Source organism: Streptomyces sp. NBC_01235, assembly GCF_035989285.1.
In the GTDB taxonomy this organism is placed as follows: domain Bacteria; phylum Actinomycetota; class Actinomycetes; order Streptomycetales; family Streptomycetaceae; genus Streptomyces.
In genome coordinates this window covers 5,810,622-5,832,028 of record NZ_CP108513.1, presented here as the reverse complement: position 1 = coordinate 5,832,028, position 21,407 = coordinate 5,810,622, and the positions used below count along the sequence as shown (strand labels likewise).

The window sequence follows — 21,407 nt, the reverse complement described above, 5'->3', positions numbered from 1 at the left end:
GGTACGAGTGACCACCACACACTCCGAGCCGCCGAACCCGGCTCACCCGACCGCGCCGGGCCGCCCGTACCGGCTCGCTCTGGTCGGCGGCGGGCCCAGGGCCACGTACGTCGTCGAGAGGCTGTCGGCGACGATCGGCCGGCTCTCGGGCCGCGGGCTGGAGGTGCGGGTCTTCGAGCGCACCGGGGAGTTCGGGGCCGGCCAGGCCCACAGTGCCGGGCAGGCCCGCACCAGCTACCTCAACCGCATCGGCTGCCAGGTGAGTTTCGCCGCCGACGAGACCGTTTCGGGTGCCGGCCCGCTGCGGCCGCGGGAGGAGCGGCCGACCCTGCACGAGTGGTGCCGCCGCCGCTACGCCGAGACCGGGCACCCGGACTTCGACCTGTGTCCGCAGGACTGGCCCCGGCGATATGTGCACGGCCTGGCGCTGAGCGACATGTTCCGGGCGTTCGCCGACGACCTGCGCCGGCACCCCGGTGCCGACCTCCACCTGCACCACGCGGAGATCGTGGACATCGAGCCCGTCGGTGCCGAACTGCGGCTCGTCACGGCGGACGGCACTCGCTATCCGGCCGACGAGGTGCTGCTGCTCACCGGGCACTCGTACCACGATCCGGGGCTGTCCCCGCAGGGACGCCGGCTGGCCGGGGCGGCGGCCCGCGGCGGCGCCTCGCATGTGCCGCACCCGTACCCGTTGAACGAGCTGCTCGGCCCGGACACGGTCGGGCCGACGGACGTGGTCGGCTGTGCCGGCATGGGCCTCACCGCCATCGACACGATCCTGCACCTGACCGAGGGGCGGGGCGGGAGCTTCCACGAGGAACCCGGGCGCGGGCTGGTGTACCGGGCCGGCGGTGCCGAACCCGCCGCGATCGTCGCGTTCAGCGGTTCCGGGCTGTTCACCTTCGCCCGGCCCGACAACCACAAGCCGGGCGACGGCTCCGGCGACCACCTCGGTATGTTCCTGACCAACCAGGCAGTGGACCTGCTCCGGGCGAACTGCGGGCAGCCGTACCCCACGCCGGACCGCACCCGGCCGCAGCTCGACTTCGACCGGGACGTCCTGCCGCTGGTGGTGGCGGAGATGGCCCACCTGCACTACGTGACGCTGCTCGGACCGAGTGCGGCACTGCCGCTGACGCAGCGCGCGATGCCGTCCTACCTCGCCTTCCTGGCCGGTGCGCGGCCCGGCGGCGAGGACTGCCTGCTGCCGGCGCTGGACGCGGCCGTGGACGACATCGTGCGGACCCTGCTGCCGGTGCTGCGCGGCGAGCAGGCGCTGTTCGACGCCCAGAAGACGGTCGTGTGGTCGGTCAAAGACATGCTGCTGCACTGGGTGCGGACGGTGTACGGGCCCTCGGTGCAGTACGAGGTCCGGCGTTGCCTGGACCGTTCGCTGCCGCCGGCCGCAGTCCTCGATGGCCGGGACTCGCCGTGGTCCCTGGACACCGAACTCGACGGGAATCGGTTCGACTGGCGGGCGGCCGTAGGCCCGGTCGGCCCGGCGGGCTCCCCTGCCGAGTACCGGGCGGAGCTGCTGGAGTTCATGATCCGCGACCAGGCATGGGCCCGTCAGGGCAACCTGTGCAATCCGCACAAGGCCGCCTCCGACGGAGTGTGGCGCGATCTGCGGTCGGTCATCTCCTACGCGGTGGACGACGCCGGGGTGACCGCGGCCTCCCAGCGGGCGTTCCTGCGCGGGCACACCAGCCGGCACAACCGGCTGGCCAACGGGGCCGCGCCGGAGGTCATGGAGAAGATCACCGCGCTCATCGAGCACGGGCTGCTGGATGTGGGCACCGGCCCGGACGCCCGGGTGAGCTACGAGGAGTCGAGCGGCCGCACGGTCGTGGTGGGGCCGCACACGGGTGCGCGACGCGTCCTGGACGTGCTGGTCGAGGCCCGCATGCATCCCTTCGACCCGCGCCTGGACGTACGACCCCTGTACCGCAACCTTCAGGACCGTGGACTGGTACGCCTGTGGCGCAACCACGGTGCGGACGGCGCGGGTGCCACGGACTTCGCGCCCGGCGGTCTGGACCTCACCCCGCAGTTCCATCCCCTGCGCACGGACGGCGACGTGGAGACCCGCATCACGGTCATGGGGGCGCCGGCGGAGGGGGCGCGCTCGTTTCTGCTGTCGGCGCTGCGCCCGGACGCGGACCACTACGTCATGCGGGACATCCTGGTCTGGCTCGACGGTTTCTGGAAGTCACTTGTGAGGTCCCAGTGAATATCGCCCATCCAGCGAGGTGACGACGGAAGATTTACCATACACTCACCACACGGTCATCTCAGGTTGAATATTGAAACATCACCGGGGGGATAAATCCGCTTTAATCCCCTCTTTCTGCCACATCATCACCGGCCGTAACCTCAGGTGAACCTCAAAGCGCTTGCCCGCCGCCGCAGAATCGTTGACGATGAAGCGCATGCGGCGGGGGCCTCCCCCTGCCTCGTCCAAGACACGGGGGTGTTTGGGTATGCTTTTTCGCATTCTGGGTCCGCTCGGAATAGAAAAATCCAACGGTGAAAGTGTCAGGCCTTGGGCGCCGAAAAACCGCGCTTTACTGGCCTATCTCTGCGTCAACAATATGACAGCAGTCTCCCCGGAACGGCTCATCAACGCGATCTGGTCGGGCACGCCGCCGCAGAGCGCTCACACCGCACTCCACGTCTATGTCTGCAACCTGCGAAGCCGCTTTCGTGAACTGGGCCTCGACGCCTCCGTCCTCACCACCCAGTCGACCGGCTACGAACTGCGGCTCCCGCACTCCTCCCTCGACCTCAACCTGTTCGAGGCGCACCTCGCAGAGGCCCGCAACCTGCAAAGCCACGGTGAGCTCGAAGCGGCGTCCGCCGCGCTGAGCTCTGCCGTCGACCTCTGGCGCGGCCCGGCATTGGCGGACTTCCGTGACATGCCCGCTTTCGCGGGTGTCTGCCGGCTGCTCGACGAGAAGCGTGTCTACGCCCACGAGCGCCGGCTCCAGCTGGAACTGGACCTGGGCCGTCATCACGAGCTGATCTGCGAGCTCTACTCGCTGATCGAGGCGCATCCGGCCTGGGAGGCGACCTACGGCTATCTCATGATCTCCCTGTACCGCAGTGGCCGCACCGCGGACGCACTGCGAACCTTCGACCGAATTCGCGGGATTCTGGTCGAGGAGCTGGGCCTCGAGCCGGGACCGCAGCTGCAGCACATTCAGCGGTCCATTCTCGCTCGCGATTCCTGGCTTGAATCCGGTGCTGACCGCGGCGTCGCCGACGCCCAATTCTCCTTGCGATGACCATGCCGCATGCGGCCTTCTGTCAGGGCCCTGACCGGCCCTGACAGAAGGCCGCCGGCTTTTGGGTCAGAGATGTACCGGGACCGATCGGATGCCCTGTCCGCGGATGGTTCAGGGCGTCCGTCCGGTCGATCACCTTCAGGCGGCTGAACGCGTCCTGGGCGAGGGCCGAACCTTCGGTATCCATCCCGAGGGAACCCGCTCTCTCGACGGCCGGCTCCACCGCGGGCGGACCGGTGTCGCGTGGCTCGCCCTCACGACGGGAGCCCCGGTGGTGCCCGTGGCGCTGACCGGTACTGACCGACTCCAGCCGGTCGGCCGGCGACTGCCCCGTCACCACCGCATCACCGTGGAGTTCGGCAGACCGCTGCATTGCGCCGGCCTCGACATCGGTATGCGCCCCGCGCAGGTCCGCCGGTTCGTCGCCGACGAGATCATCGGGGCGATCGGGGGCCTCTCGGGACAGGAGCGTGCCCACGACCATGCGACAGCGCCTGTCCCGAGGGCCTGAGCAGTCCGGCCGACGAGGGTCATGCTCGGGTCGGCCGCGGCAAGCCGCTACGCCGCGTCGAAGCGCAGGGGCAGGATCACCGGGCCTTGAATGGTGTCGGGTCGGCTCCACAGGGTCTCGCCGTCGAGCGCCAGACCGGTCAGCCGCCGGGAGAGAACGGTCAGCGCCTCGCTGAGCTCGGCTCGCGCCAGTACCGACCCGACGCAGCTGCGCAGCCCCCAGCCGAACCCCATGTGAGGGTGCCGGAACTCCCGGCCGATGTCGAAGCGTTCGGGATCGGTGAAGGCGCCGGGGTCGCGGTTGGCGAGGGTGGACATGACCATGACGGGGGTGCCGCGGGGGAGCCACAACCCGTCGAGGTCCACATCCTCGTTGGTGACGCGCTTCATCGTGTACGCCGTCGGGGCGTAGCGGACGACTTCCTCGACGGCGTTCGGCACCAGCTCTGGCTCCTTGCCGAGCCGCTCCCAGTCATCAGGACGCTCGGCGAAGCAGTGGAGCGCGATGGCGAGCTGGTTCCGCGTGGTGTCGGTGCCGCCGACGATCAACGACGTGATGACCGTCATCACGTCCGTGTTCGACACGTTCCTGTCCTCGGACTCGGTTGCCGCGAGGAGGTCCGTGATCAGGTCGCTGCCCGGATCCGAACGCCGCCGCTCGATCAGGTCCTCGATGTAGGAGTCGATCTTCTCGGTGGCCGCCATGGCCGCCGGTACGGTGCTCGGATCCCCGGAGAACACGGCGGTCGACGCCTCGGCCACCTCGGCGAAGAACGCCGCTTCCTCCCGCGGGATGCCCAGAACCCAGCAAATCACCGAAATGGGCAACGGGTTGCAGATGTCGACGACCGCGTCGCATCGTCCGCGCTCCTGGACGCGGTCCACCAACTCGTCGACGACCTGGATCATCGCGGGCCGGAAACGGTCGAAGTTGCGGGGCCGCAGGGCGGGAATCGCCAGTCGGCGCAGCCGTGTGTGCCGCTCACCCTCCTCGAGGAGCAGCGACTGCCGGCGCCGCGCGACGAACTGCGGGTCGATGTCCTGCATGGCGCCGATCTCAGCCCGGAGGCCGTTGCCGAATCTCTTGTCCGACAAGGCGGCCCGGCAGTCGGCATACGTCGTCAGGACGACGGCGGAGCCCCACCGGACGGCGCGGTGCCCCCGTGTCAGCCCGGGGAGCCACTGCCACGCCGGGCCGGTGCAAACGGCGGCATCCCCGTCGATGGGGTGGAGATCCGCCACGCGGGTCAATGTGGACATCGTTGTCTTCCTTTCCGCACAGGTTTGTCAGACAAGGTTCGGTTGTTCAGCCGGCGGTCCGTCGCTGGTGTGCCGCGACCATGACGCACGGGGTCCTCACGCCGTCCGATGCCTCTCCAGCGCGCGCGTAAGGAGAGCCCGACGTGTTCACGGTTTTGCTCATGAAGGGTGTGAAATGCCCTCCGGGCAGCAGCTCGAGCTCGCAGACGTCCGTGGTGCGGGCGGCCCGCAACGGCAACCTCTGCGCCGGCGCCGGATCATCCGCATCCCCGCCCAGGACGAAGAGCGGCACTCTCACGTGGACTTCTTCGAAGTCCCGGACAGCTTCCCGAGCGAGCTCCAGATCGGCCCGGAGCACCTGAAGCAGCCGTCTTCGCAGCTGCGGATCGTTCAGCGGATGCGCAGGCGTGCCCCCGCCGTTGACCAGGAGTTCGATCAGGTCCGTGTCCGTGTCCGATGACGCGCTGTGCACCGGGCGTTTCTCCCGCCCCCGGCAGCCGACCGCTCGCGATCACTGCAACGCGGCTCTCACCCCGCAGCGCGGCGATCCGGGCGGCCGGCAGTGCGTCGAGGCGGTGTCCGAGGCACGCGGTCGGCAGCGGATCTCGGTCCATCAGCTCCTCGTGGACACCGCGAAGGACATCGCCGCGTCCACAGCCGGGCGGTTCGCCGAACCCGCGTTCGCGGCCGGGGAGGCAGAGCCCGACGACCACGGCCTCCGCCGGTACGGCGTCGAGAAGAGGAAGAGGGAGCGACGAGTTCGGCCCGGCGCCCGAGTGGGGTGCCACCACCAACCGGGTCCGTAAAGGCACCACCCCCGTCCGGCGTACGGTGGGCAACCACGGGTACGGGCTGGTCCCGCTCCCTGGCCGGGTCATGGGTTCACCCGTCACGGGCACCGGACGACCTGGCCGGCGTACGACAGGCCGCCGCCGAACCCGAAGAGCAGCACGGGTGACCCCGGGGTCAGTTCTCCCCGTTCCACCAGCTTGGAGAACGCCAGCGGGATGCTCGCGGCCGAGGTGTTGCCGGAGTCCACGACGTCCCGCGCGATGACCGCGTTCACCGCGCCGATCTTCCTGGCGACCGGCTCGACGATCCGGAGATTGGCCTGGTGCAGGATGACACCACCGAGTTCCGCCGGCTTGACGCCGGCGCGCTCGCACACTGTCCGGGCGATGTCCGGCAGAGCGGTCGTCGCCCAGCGGTACACGGACTGGCCCTCCTGGGAGAAGGTGCCCGACTTGCCCTCGATGAGCACAGCCCTGCCCATCTCGGGGACGGATCCCCAGACCACGGGACTGATCTCGGCGGTCTCGGCCTCGGCGACGACGACGGCACCCGCTCCGTCGCCGACCAGCACGCAGGTACTGCGGTCGGACCAGTCCACGAAGTCCGTGAGCTTCTCGACCCCGATCACCAGGGCCTTCTTCGCGGAGCCGCCCTTGATGGCCAGGTCAGCCATGGCCAGGGCGTGCGGGAAACCGGAGCAGGCCGTGTTGACGTCCAGCGCCGCAGGCGCCGCGATGCCGAGCCGGCTCGCAACACGCGCTGCCACATTGGGAGAACGATCGTGGGACGTGCAGGTCGCGACGATGACGAGATCGATCTCCGTACTGGTCAAGCCTGCATTGGCGAGGGCTTTCTGAGCGGCTTCCGCCGCCATGTCCGCCACCGATTCCTCTGCCTCCGCCACATGCCTGGTACGGATGCCGACGCGGCTGCGGATCCACTCGTCACTGGTGTCGACCATCTCCGCCAGGACGTCATTGGTGAGCACCTTCTGTGGCTGGTAGTGGCCTAGGCCCACGAGGCGAGACCCGGTCATGGTGAAGTCCTCCTGCTGCACTGGTGATTGACTTGCCGTCACACTAGCCGTTTTCGGATGCCGGCCGTGTGGGAGGGAGAGTTGATCGGCCACCGAGAACGAGTGCCGGATCGACACCGGAAAGGCCGTCGAGAAGGCCGGCCCGGGCAAGGACAAAAGCCCCGGTGCAGATTGACGCCACCCGCTCGGAGCGATGCGCCATCGCGGCGATCTCGGTGATGCCGCTTGGCTCCAGCGACGGAGGGGCGTCACCACCAGGGACGACCAAGGTGCCGATATCAGCCACGTCCTTGCCGGTGCTGTCCGGCACGACGGTCAGCCCGCTGGACGTTCGCACCGGTGCGCCATCGATGGTGGCCGTACGTACGGCGTACCTGGGCTGAGAATCCATCATCGAATTCGCTGTGTCGAAAACCTCGGCTGGGCCGGTAGAACTCAGGCTCTGAACACCCTCGAAGAGGAATATCTGCCCGGGGTGCATCCGCTGCGCCCGACGGCTCGGACCGGAACACGTCAGGCGACGGTTTCCTCGGTCGGGTCGCTTTGCTGCACAGCGGACTTCCCTGAGTTCACCGGGCTGACGGAGGTGCGGATCGCAAGAGAGGCCACCGCGGCGACGAAGCAGCCGATCGAGGTGATCCAGAACGCTTCTTGATAAGCACCCAAGGTGGGCAGCGGCAAGCCCTCGATGGTGTCACTGGCCAGGGTGGAGCCGAGGACAGCCGTTCCTACAGCGCCTCCTACCGTACGGAACACCGCGTTCATGCCATTGGCGATGCCGCTCTGCTCGATCGGGACAGCGGAATTGATGGCGGCCGGCATGGCCGTGTAAGCAAGGCCGACGCCGAAACCGAACACCGCGGCGGCGAGATAGAGGTCGACCGGGTGCCCGTTCACCACGGCGAGGAAGCCCATCGCCACCGCTGCGAGCAGTCCGCCCAGTGAGAGGGGGATCCGCGGGCCTCGTGCGGCGATCAGCTTCGCGCCGACCGGCGCAGCCGTCATGCTGCCGATGGCGGAAGGCAGCAGCATCACGCCGGCGTGCAGGACGTCGGCGCTGAATCCGTAGTGCGCGATCTTCTCCGGTGTCTGGGCGAAGTTGCTGATCACCATGAAGCACCCGTACATGCCGAACCCGACCACCGCACCTGCCACGTTGGTGATGGCCACGACGGGGCTCACGAGCATCCGGATGCTCACCAGGGGGTGCTGCACCTTCAGTTCGATGACGGCCCACACGGCCGCGATCACCACGGCCGCGACGAAGAGGCCGACGATCCGGCCGGAACCCCAACCCCAGTTGTTGCCCTGGCTGACGGCGAGCAGCAGGGCGCAGAGCCACCCGGTCAGCGTGAGGGCACCCAGCGGGTCCACCTTGACGGTGTGATCGGTTACCACGTCCTTGGGGATGCCCACCACGGACCAGGCGATGGCGACGAGGCCGATGAGCAGTCCGGCCCAGAAGACGGACTTGTAGCTCCACTGCTCCATCAGCAGACCGGTGACCACCAGGCCGAGGGCGCTGCCGATGCCCATCGCGGCGCTGACAGCCCCGATGCCGCCCGGGATCCTGTGCGGCGGGAGCTGGTTGCGCACCACGCTGATGGCCAGCGGGAAGACACCGCCACCCGCGCCCTGCAGGACGCGGGCCACCACAAGCCAGGCGAACGACTCGGTGCTCACCGCGAGCACCGACCCCAGCGCCAGGCCGCCGAGCGAGACCAGCAACATCGTTTTGCGGCCGTAGAGGTCACCGAAGCGCCCCAGCAGCGGGGTGAGCACCGCGGCCGCGAGCAGGTTGGCGGTCATCAGCCAGGCGACCGTGCCGCTGGAGACGTGCACGCCCATGGCGAGGGAGGGGAGGATCGGCACCACCGCGGTCTGCACCATGCTGAAGGCCAGCATGGACAGCACGAGTGCCGGCAATATCTGTCCGCCGCCGGGTTCCTGGGGCGGCGTGTCTGCGTCTTGAGTCTGGTTCATACTCACTGCTTCTGTGGGAGGACGGCGGGCGAGGGGGTCACGGCTGCTTCGGTACGGCCTCCCTGGTCAGCACCTCGAGGAGGTACTGCGACAGCGCGGCGGCGGAGGGGTGGTCGAAGGTGAGGGTGGCCGGCAGCCGCAGGCCGGCCGCGGCGGTCAGCCGGCTGGTGAGTTCCAGCGCGGTCAGCGAATCGAGGCCGAGGTCCCAGATCTCCCGCTCGGGCTCGACGGCGTCCGCCGAGGCGTACCCCATCACCGCGGCGATCTGTTCCCGGACGAACGTGCGGAGCGCGGACGGCCGTTCCGCCTCCGGCAGCGCCACCATCCGGTCCCGGAGCGAGACCCGCAGCGCCGTCCCGGGCCGCGCCGCCCCGGCCGGTGCCAGCCCGGTCAGCACCTTTGCGAGGCCGCCGGACCGGGTGCGCAGCGCCTCGGCGTTGAACGCGACGGGCACGAGCACGGGCTCGTCACAGGCGAGGGCGGCGTCGAACAGCTCGATCCCGCGCTGCACGGACAACGGCGCCAGACCGGACCGGGCCATACGGGCGATGTCGACGTCCGACAGGCTCGCCGCGAGTCCCGCGTCGGGGTTCCACAGGCCCCAGGCCAGCGAGACGGCGGGCAGCTTGAGCGCCCTGCGCTGGTGTGCCAGCGCGTCCAGGACGCTGTTCGCCGCGGCGTAGTTGGCCTGTCCCGCGCCACCGAGCATGCCGATGACCGAGGAGAACAGGACGAACGCCGACAGCGTGTCCTGAGTGGTGAGTTCATGGAGATTGAGCGCTGCCGTGCTCTTGGCCCTCAGGACACGCTGCAGCCGCTTGGGTGTCAGCCCCGTGACGATGCCGTCGTCGAGGATCCCCGCCGTATGCACGACGGCGCTCAGCGGAGCGTCCTTCCGCAGCCGCGCCAGTGCCTCGGCCAGCGCCGGTCGGTCGGCCGCGTCGCAGGCCAGGACGGACACCTCGGCGCCGAGTGCGGTCAGTTCGGCCACCAGGACCTTGGCACCGGGTGCCGCCGGGCCACGGCGACTCAGCAGCGCCAGCTTTCGTACGCCGTGCCGCCGCACCAGGTGGCGGGCGAGCAGGCTGCCGAGCATGCCGGTCCCGCCGGTGATGAGCACGGTGCCGTCCGGCGTCCACGGTCCGCTGCCCACCGCGGCCGGGTGACGCCTGCCGCGGACCGCCGCCAGGCGGGGTTCCCGGACGGCACCGGAGCGGACGGCCGTCTGCGGCCCGCCGGACGTGATCGCGCCGATCAGCCCGTCCACGCCGCGTTCCCCCGGTTCGATGTCGACCAGGACGAATCGTCCGGGGTGTTCCGTCTGGGCACTTCGGATCAGGCCCCAGATGGCCGCGCCCGCCGAGTCGGACACCTCCTCGTCCGCACGGGTGGCGACCGCGCCCGCGGTGACGAGCACCAGCCGGGTCGCCGCCAGCCGTTCGTCGGTCAGCCACTCCTGGACCAGTCTGAGCGCCCGCCGGCTCGCCGCGGCGACCGACTCGTCGACGGTGTCCTTCTCCCCCACGCACGTGACGACGACGGCCGCGGGCGGCGGCTCCGGGGCCCCCACCAGACTGTCGAGAGCCAGCAGGTCCGGGCAGACGTCCACCGGTACACCGGCGCTCTTGAACATCCCGGTCAGGCCGAGGTGGTCGCTGCCCAGAAACGCCCACCGGCCCTCCGGCCCGCCCGGGACCGCCGGGGCCGCGACGAGCGGCCACTCCAGCCGGTACAGCTCCCCCTGCCGCTGCCCGATCGCCCGGCCGAGCTGTTCGGGCGTGGTTCGCTTCAGACGCAGGGACTCGACCGAGGCCACCGGGCGGCCCGTGCCGTCCGCGAGGGCGAGCGAGACCGACAGCTCGCCGGATCTGCCGCCCTGGCGCAACGGGGTCGCGCGGACCCGCAGGCGCCGCCCGCTCGGTGCGTACGTCTCGATCCCCTGCCAGGCGAAGGGCAGGGCGGGGTCCTGCTCCTGTACCGGCGCGAGGACCGCGTGCAGCGCCGCGTCGAGGAGAACCGGATGGAGGCGGAAACCGTGAGCCTCCTCGGCCTCGCCGCCAGGGAGTTCCACTTCGGCGAGGAGCTCGTCCCCGAGCTGCCACAGGGCCCGCAGCCCGCGGAACTCGCTGCCGTACCGCAGCCCACGTTCGGCGAACCGCTCGTAGACACCGTCGAGGTCCACCTCGACGGCACCGGCGGGCGGCCAGCTCTGCTCCGCTGCCGGGGCGGCGGCCGGGCGCCCGGCGTCCGCCGATTCCAGCCGGCCGGTCGCGTGCCGGGTCCACTCCCCGCGGGACGCGTCCTGTGGCCGTGCGTGCACGGTGAATTCGCGGCGGCCGTCCGCCTGCGCACCACCGACGCTCACCCGTACGTCGAGCGCGGTCCCCTCGTGCAGGGCCATGGGCGCCTCGAGCACCAGCTCGCCGACCCGGCCACCGCCCGTTCCCGCGGCGGCGTGCACGGCCCACTCGACGAACGCCGCGCCCGGGACCAGGACCGTGCCGAGCACGACGTGGTCGGCCAGCCAGGGGTGGCTGTCCAGGGACAGCCTGGCGGTGTACGCGACGCCGTCGGTGGCGGGCAGTTCGACCGCCGCACCGAGCAGCGGGTGGTCCGCCGCTTCGAGCCCCGCGCCGACGAGGTCGGTGCCGCTGCGCGCCGGTGCGGTCAACCAGTAGGACTGCCGCTCGAAGGCATAGGTCGGCAACGCGACGGTGCGCCCCCCTGCCCGGGACAGCCCGGCCGCCCAGTCGACCTCGACCCCCTGGACGTACAGCGCGGCGAGCGCGGTGAGGAACGTCCGCTCAGCGGGCCGGTTGCGGCGGGCGGCGGCCGTCACCACGGCCGACGGGGTCACCGTCAGGCAGCTCCTCGCCATCGACGACAGCACACCGTCGGGCCCGACTTCGAGGAACTTGGTGACTCCCGCCGCTTCCAGCGCCCTGATGCCGTCCAGGAACCGCACGGGCCGGCGCACGTGCCGGACCCAGTACTCGGCGGAGCACAGCGTCGCCTCCTCGACCGGCCGGCCGGTCAGGTTGGAGACGACGGGCAGCGTCGGCGGACGGTAGTCGAGGGTCTCGGCGACCCGGGCGAACTCGCCCAGCATCGGCTCCACCTTCGCGGAGTGGAAGGCGTGGCTCACGGTCAGCCGCTTGGCCCGGCGGCCGCGCCGCTGCCACTCCGCCATGATGCGTACCGCCCAGTCCGCGTCCCCCGCGACGACCGTCGCGTCCGGGCCGTTGACCGCCGCGACGTCCAACTCGGCGCCGTGCGTCTCGATCCATTCGGTGACTTCGTGCTCGGCCGCCTCCAGCGACACCATCGCCCCGCCGTCCGGCAGCCCGCCCATCAGCCGGGCGCGGCTCGCCACCAGGAGGCAGGCGTCCGGCAGCGACAGGACTCCGGCCACATGCGCGGCCGCGATCTCGCCGACGGAATGGCCCAGCAGATGATCCGGGGTGACGCCCCAGTGTTCGAGCAGTCGGAACAGGGCCACTTCGAAGGCGAACAGGGTCGGCTGGGTCCACTCCGTACGGTTCACGAGCGCCGTTTCCCCGTCCGCCTCGTCGGCGAACATCACATCGCGGAGCGGGCGTCCGAGGTGGGGGTCCAGATGCGCGCAGACCTCGTCCAGGGCCCGGGCGAAAGCGGGGTGAGCCGCGTACAGGTCGCGGCCCATGCCCGGGTACTGGCTGCCCTGGCCGGTGAAGAGGAAGGCGACCCGGCCGGGCGTCGCCGCTCCCTGTGTCACGTTCCCGGCGGGGGCACCGTTCGCCAGGGCTTCCAGGCCGCCGGAGAGCTCGGTACGGTCCGATGCGAGCACCACGGCCCGGTGTTCGAACGTCGAGCGGGTGGCGGCCAGGCTGTGGCCGAGGTCGAGCAGACCGGCGTCCGAGGCCGCCGCGTGGGCGCGGAGCGCGTTCGCCTGGGCGCCCAGGGCGGCCGCGCTCCTGGCCGTCAGCGGCAGCGGTACCGGCCCGGTCACCGACTCCGGGGCCGGGGCCGGGGCCGGGGCCGGGGCCGGGGCCGGGGCACGAGTCTCGGGGCCGGGACCCGGCGCCTCCTCGATCACCACGTGGGCATTGGTGCCGCTGATACCGAAGGACGACACGCCGGCCCGGCGGGGCCCCTCGGCCCGCTCCCAGGGCATCGCCTCCTGCAGCAGCCGTACGCTCCCCGCGGACCAGTCGACGTGGGAGGAGGGGCGGTCGCTGTGCAACGAGCGCGGCATGACGCCGTGCTGCATCGCCATGACCATCTTGATGATGCCGCCCACTCCGGCCGCGGCCTGGGAGTGGCCGGTGTTGGACTTCAGCGAGCCCAGCCACAGCGGACGGCCGTCGGGGCGGTCCTGCCCGTACGTGGCGAACAGCGCGCCCGCTTCGATGGGATCACCCAGGACCGTGCCCGTGCCGTGCGCCTCCACGACGTCGACCTGGCCGGGGGTGAGCCGGGCCGCGGCCAGGGCGTCCAGGATGACCCGCTCCTGCGCGGGACCGTTCGGTGCCGTCAGTCCGTTGCTCGCGCCGTCCTGGTTCGTCGCCGTACCACGGACCACGGCGAGCACGCGGTGGCCGCGGCGGCGGGCCTCGGAGAGCCGTTCCAGCAGCAGGACGCCGGCGCCCTCGCCCCATCCCGTGCCGTCCGCATCGGCGGAGAACGCCTTGCACCGGCCGTCGGGCGACAGGCCGCGCTGGCGGCTGAACTCCAGGAACATGCCGGGCGTCGCCATCACGGCCACCCCGCCGGCCAGCGCCATCGAGCACTCACCGCGGCGCAGGGCGTGAACTGCCAGGTGGAGCGCGACCAGCGAGGACGAGCAGGCGGTGTCGACCGTCACCGCCGGCCCGTTGAGCCCGAAGGTGTAGGAGAGCCGGCCGGACAGCACGCTCGGGCTCGTACCCGTCAGCAGATAGCCCTCCAGGTCCTGCGGTGCCTCGCCGAGCGGCGGTCCGTACCCGGAGGGCATCGCCCCGATGAAGACGCCCGTGCGCGTGCCGCGTACCGTCTCGGGGACGATGCCGGCCCGCTCGAACGCCTCCCAGCCGGTCTCCAGCAGAATGCGCTGCTGCGGGTCCATGCCCTGCGCCTCACGCGGGCTGACGCCGAAGAACGCCGCGTCGAACCGGGCGGCGTCGTACAGGAATCCGCCGAAGCGCGCGTACGTGGTTCCCCGGTGCTCCGGTGAGGGGTGGTACAGGCCCTCCAGGTCCCAGCCGCGGTCGGCCGGGAAGTCCCCGACGGCGTCCTCGCCCTCCGCCACGAGACGCCACAGATCCTCGGGGGAGGCCACCCCGCCGGGATAGCGGCAGGCCATGCCGACGATGACGACCGGGTCGTCCTCGTCCTCCGCGTCCGCCGGCGGGGCGGCTTCACCGCCGGCGGACGACGACAGCAGATGCCGGATCCTGCGGGCCAGTGCGAGCGGCGTCGGATGGTCGTAGACGGTGCCGACGGGCAGCTTCAGGCCGGTGGCCTCGACGAGCCGCTGGCGCAGCTGGACGGAGCTGACGGAGTCGAATCCCAGGTCGCGGAAGGCCAGCCGGCCGTCGATCGCCTCGGCACTGTCGTGTCCGAGGAGCAGCGCGGCGTGCCGACGGACGAGGTCCAGCGCCTCCTGCTCGCCGATCGGTCCCGACTGCGGCCGCTCGGCCGCCCGCTGCTCCTCCGGTACTGCTTCGGCAGGCGCGGCGGGCAGAGCAGCGGGGGCGGATGTGCCGGGGACCGGTGTCCGGGGGGCTGCCAGCCAGTGCCGGCGGCGCTCGAAGGGGTAGCCGGGCAGCTTGACCCGGCGGGCGCCGGTCCCGGCGTACCCCTTCGCCCAGTCGACCGGGACACCGTGCACATAGGCCTCGGCGGCGGACCGCAGGAAGCGCCCGACGCCACCCTCGTCCCGCTGCAGGGTGCCGACGACGGCGGCTTCGACGGGCTCGTCGGGGGACGCCTGCGCCGCGTCCTCGATGGTGTCCAGCATCCCGGCCACCAGCACGGGATGCGGGCTCACCTCGATGAAGACGTTGTGTCCCGAGTCCAGCAGCGCCCTGGTCGCGCGCTCGAACTGCACGGCCTCGCGCAGGTTCCTGAACCAGTACCCGGCGTCCAGGCCGAGCGTGTCCAGCGGCCCGCCGTCGGTGCTGGAAAAGAACGGGATGTCCGAACGGCGGGGAGAGACGTCCTTCAGCGCGTCGAGCACCTCGTCGCGGATGGCCTCCACCTGAGGCGAGTGCGAGGCGTAGTCGATCAGGATCAGGCGACTGCGCACCCCGTCCCGCTCGCAGGCGGCGGCCAGCGCGGCCAGCGCTTCGGGAGATCCGCCGACGGCTGTCGACCGGGGGCTGTTGACCACCGCCACGGACAGTTCGCCCGCAGAGCGTTCCAGATAGGGCATGACGCGGTCGGCCGGCAGGGCGATGGACAGCAGCCCGCCGGTCCCGGCGATCCTGGCGATGGCCCGGCTGCGCAGGGCGACGGCGCGGGCGGCTTCCTGAAGGGTCAGGGAACCGCAGACGTAGGCGGCGGCCAGTTCACCCTGGGAGTGGCCCACCACGGCGTCGGGTTCGACGCCGTGCGCGCGCCACACGGCGGCCAGCGAGACCATGACCGAGAACAGCAGGGGCTGGACGACCTCCACCTCGTCCAGGCCCGGCGCTCCGGGGGCGGCGCGCAGCACGTCGGCCGGGGACCAGTCGACGTACGGGGCCAGCGCCCGTCCACACGCCTGCAGTTCCTCCCGGAAGACCTGGGAGCTCTCCAGCAGGCCGAGGGCCATGCCGGCCCACTGCGAGCCCTGGCCGGGGAAGACGAACACGACCTTGGCCGGGCGCCGCGCGACGCCGCGCGCCGTGGTGGTGCCCGCCTCACCCGCCGCGAGCGCGTCGAGCGCCGCGCCGAACTCGCTGCGGCCGCCAGCGACGACCACTGCCCGAAAGTCCATCTCCGAGCGCGTCGTGGCCAGCGAGAGGCCCACGTCCTCGGGCCGCAGATCCGGGGAGCGGGTCAGCTGCCCGGCGAGGTCACGTGCCTTGGCCTCGAGCGCCGGCCGGCTCTTGGCGCTGAGCGGCCAGGCCATGGCCTCCGGCGCCGTCCGCCGCGCGTCCTGCCCGGCGGCCTCGGGGGCCGGGCCGAGGACGACGTGGCAGTTGGTCCCGCCGATACCGAAGGAACTGACGCCGGCCAGCGACCGCTGGTCGGGACGCGGCCAGGGTCCGCGGCCGCGCTGCACCTCGAGGTCCGCCTCGCCATGGAGCGGGCGGGGCCCGGGCGACGCGTAGTTCAGGCTCCCGGGTATCTCACCGTTCTTGATGCTCAGGGCGGCCTTCAGCAGTCCGACAGCGCCGGCGGCGCCTTCCAGGTGCCCCACGTTGGTCTTCGCCGACCCCACGAGCAGGGGGGAGCCGGGCTCCCGCGATCCGGCGAACACCGAGGCCAGGGCGGACGCCTCCAGCTCGTCGCCGCGTGCCGTGCCGGTGCCGTGCAGTTCGACGTACTGGATGTCGCCGGGCTGGACCCGCGCGCGGCGCTGGGCCGCCCTGATGACCGCGCTCTGGGCCGCCGGGTTGGGCACGCCGACGGCCTCGCCCCGGCCGTCGTTGTTGACCGCGCTGCCGAGGATCAGACAGATGATGTCGTCGCCGTCGGCGACCGCCCGGGACAGCGGCTTCAGGACGAACACCGCGCCACCCTCGCCGCGGACGAACCCATTGGCCCGGGAATCGAACGCGTAGCACCGGCCGTCGGGCGAGAGCACCCCGAACCGGTCGGCGCGCAACGCCGACTCCTGGACGAGGTTGAGATGCACCCCACCCGCGAGCGCGAGTTCCAACTCGCCGGAGCGCAGGCTCTCGCAGGCCATGTGGACGGCGACCAGTGAGGAGGACTGCCCGGAGTCGAGGGTGAGGCTGGGGCCCTCCAGCCCGAACAGGTGCGAGACCCGGTTCGCGATCATGCCGCGCTGCAGCCCGGTGAAGGAGTGCTGCGTGATGCTGCCCGCTCCGTACTGGTTCAGCAGCGCGTCGTAGTCACCGGCGATGGCGCCGAAGAAGACACCGGCGGCGCTGCCCTCGACGTCCTGCGCGGGTATGCCGGCATCCTCGACGGCCTCCCAGCTCAGCTCCAGCATCAGCCGCTGCTGCGGGTCCATCGACGCGGCCTCCCGCGGCGAGACGCCGAAGAAGTGCGCGTCGAACTCGCCTATGCCGTCCGCGAATCCGCCCCGGCCGGTGTTGCCGGGCTGCGGCGCGGACGGCCCGCCCGCCGTCCAACGGTCGAAGGGCACCTCGGTGATGCCGTCCCGTCCCTCGCGGAGCAGCTCCCAGAAGCTCGTCGGCCCTGCTGCCCCGGGCAGCCGGCAGGCCATGCCGACGACGGCGATCGGTTCGCTCCGGGGGCTCGGCACAGTGCTGGTCATCGCTCTCACCTAGGGTCGTGATTACTGGTTGCTGACGCGTCCGGCGTTACTCGTCAGGTGTCACTTCGTCGCCCACGGCGAACGCCAGCACCTTGGTGATCACCGTGGTGTCGCCGAGGATCCGGCGGTGTCCGAGCCCCTCCGTCAGCAGGAACTCGGCCCGGTCGCCGTACGCGGCGGCGATGCGGCGGCCCTGCTCCACGCCGACTTCGCGGTCGTTCTGGTCGTGCACCACGAGAACCGGCTGCTCGATCTCCTCCGGGCGGTGCACGGGCGAGAAGGCGTTCCACGGGTCCGGCTCGGACGCGAAGAGCAGCTCGGTGCGGCGCCGCAGCTCCCGCGCGTACACCGGCCGCAGGCCCAGCTGCTTGCAGAACGTGCTCGGCAGGGAGGCGAATTCGCCCACGGAGGAGATGGACACCAGCCGGCCGGCCTTGATGCCGCGCCGCAGCGCGAGGTACCCCGTGGTGCCGCCGAAGGAGTGCCCGATGACGGCGCGGAAGGGCCCGTGGCGGTCCTGCAACTGCCGCAGCACGGCCAGGTGGTCCAGGATCGTGACGCCCTTGCCCCCGGAGTCGCCGTGGCCGAAGGCGTCGTATGCCAGCGCGGTGACGCCGAGCTGCTGGAGCCCGTGGACGAACCCGGCGAAGTTGGCCGCCCGGCCACCGAAGCCGTGGATGAGCAGCACCGGGTTGCCGCCCTCGCCCCAGCGGTAGGTCACCACGTCCTTGCCGTTCACGGTGATCTTCTCCACCACGGCCTGGTCGTGGACCGGCTGTTGGGCGCCGCGCACCTTGTCACGCGTGACCGGCTCGCAGAACAGCCGCCACACGTAACCGCCGAGGAGCCGGGGGGAGACGTACGAGGCGGCGTTCAGCACCCTGCGCACGGCAGTGAAGGACGAACTCATCAAATCACCTGGAATTTCCTGCCGGCGGCCAGCGGGCGGCCGGCGTCGAGGGGGCAGCCGGCCCCGGGAGCGGGAGCGGCCGGACCAGTACCGGCGGGTGTTCGTCGCGAACCCCCCGGTCCACGAACTCCCCCCGATGCACGCCTAGTTGACCTTACGATGATGCCCCTGCCAGAACCTGTCGCGCAGCTCTCGGCGGAGGATCTTCCCGCTGGGGTTCCTGGGAAGCGTGCCGATGAACTCGTACCCTGTCGGGATCTTGAAGTCCGCGATCCTTCCCTTCAGCGACATCATCAGTTCCCGCGGCGTCGCGGCCGTCCCCGGACGCAACACCACGAACGCCCGGACCGCCTCCCCCCACCGCTCGTCGGGCACGCCTATCACCGCGGCCTCCAGCACCGCCTCGTGCTTGGTCAGCGCGTTCTCGATCTCCGCCGGATAGACGTTCTCCCCCGCGACGATGATCGTGTCCTTGATCCGGTCACAGACGAACAGATACCCATCCTCGTCGAGATAGCCGGCATCCCCCGTCATGATCCAGCCATCCACCAGGGTGCTCGCGGTGGCCTCGGGCAGCCCCCAGTACTCGACCATGTGCGCGGGCGTGCGGAGGCACACCTCGCCCACCGAACGTCCTTCGAGGCGGGTGCCGTCACGGTCCACGATCTTGATCTCGAAGCCGGGGTACGGCCGGCCCGCCGCCTGCATCCGCGCCCCGCCCACCACGTGCTCGTGGGGCGGCAGGCACACCGCGGTGTTACCCGTCTCGGTGAGCCCGTAGATCTGAGCGAAATCGCAGCCCATCCGCTCGACGGCCTGTTCCAGGAGCCGCTCGGAGATCGGGGAACCGCCATAGACCACCTTGCGCAGCGACACGAAGTCCTCGTCGCTCGCCTCCGGTTCGCTGAGCACCATCTGCAGCATCGAGGGCACCACGCACGCCGTGGTGACGCCCAGCTCACGGATTTGCCGTACCGCTTCACCGCTGATGAACATCCGCATGGCGACGTTGGTGATGCCGGCGTGAAAACCCTGGGTGGCCCACCACAGCCCGCCGACGTGGAAGCCGGGGATGCCGATGAGGCTCACGTCGCCTTCCTGCCAGTCGATCCAGGACAGCCCCTCGGACGCCAGCGCGTCCCGGACCTTGAAGAAGCTGCGGTGGGCGAGCACGACTCCCTTGGGCAAACCGGTCGTTCCGCTGGTGTACAGCTGCGCGACCGGGTCGTCCTCGTGCACGGACCGTGCCAGATCCGTGTCCGGGTGACCGGCGGCCCAGCCGAGGATGCCCTCGCCCGCGTCGCCCCCGTGGTCCACGACGACGACCTGGACCCGGTGGGGCAGTGCCGCGATCGCCTTTTCGGCGAGCGCGCGGAACTCCTCCTCCACGAAAAGGAGTTCCGTCCGGGAGTCCCGCAGGATGTGGTCCACCTCGCCGACGGTCAGCCGCCAGTTGATGGGCACCAGGACCGTTCCGGTCTTGGCGCAGGCGAAGAGCACCTCGTAGTAGTGCTCCGACTCCTTGCCGAGATAGCCGATCCTGGCCTGATCCGACACACCGGCCGCACGCAGCGCGTGCGCCATACGGTTGCTGCGCCGGTGCAACTCGCCGTACGTGACGGTCAACCCCTCACACAGCACGGCCGGGTGGTCCGGGCGGCGCCGGGCGTGGAACGCCACGCTCGCGTCGAGCGTCCGCAGGTTCGGAAAGTACATCGCTGCTCCTCGGTTCCTCGTGCCAAGGCTCGCGGCACAGCCGTGTCAGCCCCAGATGTTGTCGTCGGGCCAGTGGCGGCGTCCCTGGGCCGCCGTGCTGTGCGGCGCGGGCCGGGGCTCCAGGTCCTCGCCCCCTTCCATCAGCACATGTGCGTTGGTGCCGGTGAAACCGAACGAACTCACCGCCGCCATCGGGGATTCGGCCTCGGGCCACGGCACGGCCGTGCGGGGCAGCCGAAGGCCGGTACGGTCCCACGGCACCGCCGGGTCAGGGACGTCGATCCCCGGCTGTGGCGGGATGACACGGTTCCCCAGGGCGAGCACGGTCTTGATCAGCCCGGCGGCCCCGGAGGCCGTCTCCAGGTAACCGAGGTTGGCCTTGGCCGAGCCCAGGTACAGCGGCGGCGCCTGGCTCGTGGCACGCCGGTACGTGTCCGCGATCGCCTCCGCCTCGATGACCCCGCCCAGCTTGGAGCCGTTGGCCTGGGCCTCGATGTACTGCACCTGATGCGGATCGACGGCGGCGTCCCGCAGCGCCTGCGCCATCACGCGGCGCTGCGCCACGGACGAGACGGCCGCCATCGCCGGCCGGTCGCCGTGCTGGTAGATGCTGCTGCCCTTGATCAGCGCGTACGGCCGGTCGCCGGCGGCCCGGGCGTCACGCTCGCGCTTGAGCACGAGCACTCCGCAGCCCTCGCCCCGCACGTGGCCGTCCGCCTCGCTGTCGAAGGGGCGGCTGCGTCCGGTGGGCGAGAGCATCCCCGCCTGCTCGAAGACGCCCGCCGTGAACGGCGCGAGCGTCAGGTGGCAGGCGCCGACGATCGCCACGTCGCACTCGCCGCGGCGCAGCGCCGACGAGGCCAGGTGGGTCGCGGTCAGGGCGGAGGAGCACGCCGTGTCGACGGTCAGCACAGGGCCGTTCAGGCGGAGCCCGGTGGCGACCCGGGCGGCCGTCGCACTGAGTGCTCCGCCGGTGCCCATGTACGGGGAGAGGCCCTCGACACCCAGGCCGTTGCGGAGCGCGGCGAAGTTGTACTCCACCGTGCTGACCCCGGCGAAGACGCCCACCCGGGCCTCTGCGCGGTCGAACGGCGCCACGTCCTCCAGCGCATCGGCGGCACAGGTCAGCAGCAGCCGCTGCTGCGGGTCCATGTACCGCGCCTCCTCGTCCGGGATGCCGAAGCGCTCGGCATCGAAGAGGTCGACGGCGTCCAGGTAGGCGCCCTGGGCGAGCAGGTCGGCCAACGGCGCCAGGTCCGGCGCCGACACGTTCCACCGGGGACGCCCGGTGGAGTCCTTGGGGATCCCGCCCCGTTCGGCCAGGACGCTGCGGCCCGTGCGCAGCGCGTCCCAGTACTGCTGGGGGCTGTCGATGCCACCGGGGAACCGGCACGCCATGCCGACCACGGCGATCCGCTCGGTCTCCTGCCGGCGCTGTCGCGCCAGCAGGAGCACCAGCTGGGACTTGGAAAGCCCCTGCAACGACTCGATGTACTCCTTCAC

At 71.2% G+C, this 21,407-nt stretch carries 13 protein-coding genes; 5 read left to right on the top strand and 8 right to left on the bottom strand.

Annotated elements, in window-relative coordinates; translation table 11 throughout:
• Positions 1-7: 7 nt before the first annotated feature.
• The 3 genes from OG289_RS25935 to OG289_RS25925 all read left to right on the top strand — a co-directional run bounded on the left by OG289_RS25935 (position 8) and on the right by OG289_RS25925 (position 3,798).
• Positions 8-2,233, top strand: a complete 2,226-nt coding sequence (locus tag OG289_RS25935) for an FAD/NAD(P)-binding protein (protein ID WP_327316410.1) — start codon at positions 8-10, stop codon at positions 2,231-2,233.
• A 250-nt stretch (positions 2,234-2,483) separates the two neighbouring features.
• Positions 2,484-3,287 (top strand): AfsR/SARP family transcriptional regulator, encoded by an 804-nt coding sequence (locus tag OG289_RS25930; protein WP_327316409.1) that lies wholly within the window; start codon positions 2,484-2,486, stop codon positions 3,285-3,287.
• 91 nt (positions 3,288-3,378) lie between these two features.
• Positions 3,379-3,798 carry a lysophospholipid acyltransferase family protein gene (locus OG289_RS25925; RefSeq protein WP_442818953.1) on the top strand — a complete coding sequence of 140 codons (420 nt, stop codon included), beginning with the start codon at positions 3,379-3,381 and terminating at the stop codon, positions 3,796-3,798.
• A gap of 47 nt (positions 3,799-3,845) precedes the next feature.
• Here OG289_RS25925 and OG289_RS25920 read toward each other — a convergent pair whose 3' ends face one another.
• Positions 3,846-5,057, bottom strand: coding sequence for a cytochrome P450 (locus OG289_RS25920; RefSeq protein WP_327316408.1), 1,212 nt, complete (start codon positions 5,055-5,057; stop codon positions 3,846-3,848).
• A gap of 175 nt (positions 5,058-5,232) precedes the next feature.
• Between OG289_RS25920 and OG289_RS25915 the strand changes: the two genes are divergently transcribed.
• Entirely contained in the window at positions 5,233-5,517 is a 285-nt protein-coding gene (locus OG289_RS25915; RefSeq protein WP_327316407.1) for a hypothetical protein, read from the top strand.
• The gene (locus OG289_RS25910; RefSeq protein WP_327316406.1) at positions 5,501-5,863 is read left to right on the top strand and encodes a hypothetical protein; all 363 of its coding nucleotides are present in this window, start codon (positions 5,501-5,503) and stop codon (positions 5,861-5,863) included. Before OG289_RS25915 ends, OG289_RS25910 begins: the two co-directional genes overlap by 17 nt.
• An 83-nt stretch (positions 5,864-5,946) precedes the next feature.
• Here the strand turns inward: OG289_RS25910 and OG289_RS25905 are convergent, their stop codons facing one another.
• The 7 genes from OG289_RS25905 to OG289_RS25875 form a co-directional block, all read right to left on the bottom strand.
• Positions 5,947-6,885 (bottom strand): beta-ketoacyl-ACP synthase III, encoded by a 939-nt coding sequence (locus tag OG289_RS25905; RefSeq protein ID WP_327316405.1) that lies wholly within the window; start codon positions 6,883-6,885, stop codon positions 5,947-5,949.
• A gap of 43 nt (positions 6,886-6,928) precedes the next feature.
• The gene (locus tag OG289_RS25900; RefSeq protein WP_327316404.1) at positions 6,929-7,366 is read right to left on the bottom strand and encodes a DJ-1/PfpI family protein; all 438 of its coding nucleotides are present in this window, start codon (positions 7,364-7,366) and stop codon (positions 6,929-6,931) included.
• Between the two features lie 32 nt (positions 7,367-7,398).
• The gene (locus OG289_RS25895) at positions 7,399-8,868 is read right to left on the bottom strand and encodes an MFS transporter (RefSeq protein WP_327316403.1); all 1,470 of its coding nucleotides are present in this window, start codon (positions 8,866-8,868) and stop codon (positions 7,399-7,401) included.
• A 37-nt stretch (positions 8,869-8,905) separates the two neighbouring features.
• Complete coding sequence (locus OG289_RS25890) at positions 8,906-17,278, bottom strand: type I polyketide synthase (protein ID WP_327316402.1); 8,373 nt, start codon at positions 17,276-17,278, stop codon at positions 8,906-8,908.
• Positions 17,279-17,324: 46 nt separating this feature from the next.
• The gene (locus tag OG289_RS25885) at positions 17,325-18,188 is read right to left on the bottom strand and encodes an alpha/beta hydrolase family protein (RefSeq protein WP_327316401.1); all 864 of its coding nucleotides are present in this window, start codon (positions 18,186-18,188) and stop codon (positions 17,325-17,327) included.
• Between the two features lie 144 nt (positions 18,189-18,332).
• Entirely contained in the window at positions 18,333-19,904 is a 1,572-nt protein-coding gene (locus OG289_RS25880) for a fatty acid--CoA ligase (protein ID WP_327316400.1), read from the bottom strand.
• Between the two features lie 45 nt (positions 19,905-19,949).
• Positions 19,950-21,407 (bottom strand): beta-ketoacyl [acyl carrier protein] synthase domain-containing protein, encoded by a 1,458-nt coding sequence (locus OG289_RS25875; RefSeq protein WP_327316399.1) that lies wholly within the window; start codon positions 21,405-21,407, stop codon positions 19,950-19,952.